This is a genomic window from Oscillibacter sp. CU971 (assembly GCF_905219725.1).
GTDB lineage: Bacteria > Bacillota > Clostridia > Oscillospirales > Oscillospiraceae > Oscillibacter.
The window spans coordinates 1-1,317 of sequence record NZ_CAJMXG010000506.1 but is presented as its reverse complement, the minus strand read 5'-3'; the positions used below and the strand labels follow the sequence as shown (position 1 = coordinate 1,317).

The window sequence follows — 1,317 nt, the reverse complement described above, 5'->3', positions numbered from 1 at the left end:
ACCTGATCGCCAGCAACCCGACCGAGCAAATCACCGCTCCCAGATTCAGCTATGGGGCAAAGCAGATACTGACGGACAAGCAGCTGGATGTGTTCATGAAGGTCATCGCAGAGGATGAAATCTGGTGTGACTTCTTCTACACTGAGCTGACCACTGGCCTGCGCCGGGGTGAGATCTGCGGGCTCAAGTGGGAAGACTTCGATGAGGTCACCGGCACACTGAAAGTCTGCCGCACCGTCTATCGGGAAACTGGCGGCGGGCTGACTGCCGGGGATACCAAGACCAGCGCCGGCGTCCGGAAAATCGTGCTGCCCGCCAGTACAACAGCTCTGCTCAGTAAGAAGAAAGCATCGGCTCTGACTGAGTGGATATTCCCCAACCCGCTGAAACCGGAACAGCCCACTAATCCTGGCTCCGCATACCGACAGCTGAAGGTTCTGCTGAAGCAGGCCGGCCTTCCGAACATTCGCTTCCACGACCTGCGTCACACCTTCGCGACTCACGCTCTGGCGTCGGGCGTGGATGTGAAAACCTTGTCAGGCATCCTGGGCCATACCAGAGCAGCATTCACGCTGGACACCTACACCCACACCACCGGCGATATGCAGAAACGCGCATCGGAAGTGGTGGGTGATTTTCTGACAGATATTTTCGGAGAGGAGTTGAGACCGTGGGAAGAAAGCGCAAAAGCGGCGAGGGTACTGTCCGACTGAGAAAGGACGGCCGCTGGGAGGGGCGAGTGGTCGTCGGCTATGATGACAAGGGGCTGCCCAAGACGAAGAATGTCCTTGCCAAGACCAAGGGGGAGTGCGTGGCNAAACTGGAATCACTGAAAGAGTCCGTGGCTCCCGCAACCGCTGTCAAGATCAAAGCAGATATGCCCTTCGGCGAGTGGGTAGAATTCTGGTATGAAAACTACAGCAAGCCAATGCTTCGCCCCAGTTCCCAGCGATCCTATGAGGACTTTATCTGGCTCTACATCTGCCCCAAATTAGGTAGTGTTCCTCTGAACAGGTTAACGATGAATGACCTCCAGCGGTTCTTCAACTGGATGCGAAAGGATGGACGTACGCTGCATAGAGAAACCAGAGGCGGTGGTCTCTCGGACAATATGGTGCGCAACTGTCACAGTCTCTGCCGCAGGGCGTTGGAAAAAGCTGTGGCAGAGCGATTGATCGTAAAGAATCCAATTGAGGAATGCAAGGCTCCGCCAATCAGACGGCAGGAGATGCAGCTGCTCACCAGGGAGGAGTTGCAAAGACTGCTCATCCAGGCCAAGGATGAAGGTTACTACGAGGTATTCCTTCTAGAGTTGAC

At 55.5% G+C, this 1,317-nt stretch carries 1 protein-coding gene and 1 pseudogene; both read left to right on the top strand.

What is annotated here, in order from left to right:
* The coding region (locus tag JX325_RS16965) for a site-specific integrase (RefSeq protein ID WP_204792191.1) at nucleotides 1-713 on the top strand (713 nt) is incomplete at its 5' end.
* Nucleotides 671-1,317 (top strand): annotated as a pseudogene (locus tag JX325_RS16960) (phage integrase SAM-like domain-containing protein); the annotation flags it as partial. The gene JX325_RS16965 and the pseudogene JX325_RS16960, both read left to right, overlap by 43 nt.